Below are 1177 nucleotides of genomic sequence, written 5' to 3'. Positions count from 1 at the left end.
TCCCGCACGGCCCCGAGCGCGCCACGATCGCCGGTGGCGTCTCCGCGCGCGTGGTCCGGATCGGCGACCTGGTCGTCAAGCGCCCGCAGCGCCGGCTCGACGTGCCCTTCGACTGGCAGGCCGGCACCGGGCGGGTACTCGCCGAGGCCGCCGCGCTGCGCGTCGCGGGAGACCTCGCCCCCGCGCCGCTGCACGTCGACGAACTGCACCACGTGCTCGTCCAACGCTTCGTCGCGGGCGAGCCGTGGAAGGACGAACTGCTGGCCGGACGCGTCGATCCCGCCGCCGTCGCCGCGGTCGCCGCCGCGCTCGCGACCGTGCACGCGCTGCCCGTCGACGGCGTGGACGGCCACGACCGGTTCCGCCGACTGCGCCTGGTGCCCTACTTCCTCGCCACCGCCCGGACCGTACCGGAACTGCGCCCGGCGCTGACCGACGTGGTCGAGCGGCTCACCGCGACCCGTACCCATCTCGTACACGGCGACCTCTCGCCCAAGAACATCCTGGTCGACCGCTCCGGGGCCGCCGCCGGCGCGGTGCGGGTCAGCGTCCTGGACTGGGAGGTCGTGCACGCGGGAGACCCCGCGTTCGACGTCGCGTTCCTGCTCAGCCACCTCGTCGCCAAGGGGCTGCATCGCCCCGAGGCCGCCGAGGAGTTCGAAACCGCCGCCCGTACCGTCCGGGCCGCGTGCCCCGACGTGGACGATGCCTGGCTTGGCCGCCTGCTCGGCGCGCTGCTGCTCGCGCGCGTGCACGGCCAGTCCCGATTGGAATACCTCGACGACGCGGCCCGCGCCCGGGTCGACCGCCGAGGCCGAGAACTGCTCCTCGAAGGCGAGGCACCACCGTGCTGACCGACCCGACATCCGATACCGCTTCGGCCCCGTCACCCTCCGCGACGGACTCGCCCGTGATCACCGACGTGCGGGCGTGGGAGGCGCTCGACTCGCGGGCCCACCCCACCGTCGGTTGCGTGGTCACCGTCGAAGGGGGTTTCCAGGGCCGCGCGTTGGTGCCCACGGGCGCGTCGGTGGGCCGCTTCGAGGTCGCCGACCTGCGCGACGGCGGGACCCGGCTGGCCGGGCTCGGCGTGCGCGACGCGGTGGAGCGGATTCGGGGCGCGCTCGCCGCCGACCTGATCGGCCGCCCGGTACGGGCCGTCGAGGACCGGTTGGCG

Annotated in this window: 1 protein-coding gene and 1 pseudogene; both read left to right on the top strand. The window is 75.3% G+C overall.

All coding sequences use genetic code 11. From position 1 onward, the window contains the following. Nucleotides 1-854, top strand: an 854-nt coding sequence (locus GT354_RS37345) for a phosphotransferase (RefSeq protein WP_161360825.1), incomplete at its 5' end; no start/stop codon positions are given. A gap of 56 nt (nt 855-910) precedes the next feature. Beyond that, a pseudogene (locus GT354_RS37340) lies at nt 911-1177 on the top strand (phosphopyruvate hydratase); the annotation flags it as partial.

Source organism: Streptomyces sp. SID3343 (assembly GCF_009865215.1).
GTDB lineage: Bacteria > Actinomycetota > Actinomycetes > Streptomycetales > Streptomycetaceae > Embleya.
This window is presented reverse-complemented; position numbering and strand designations above follow the sequence as displayed.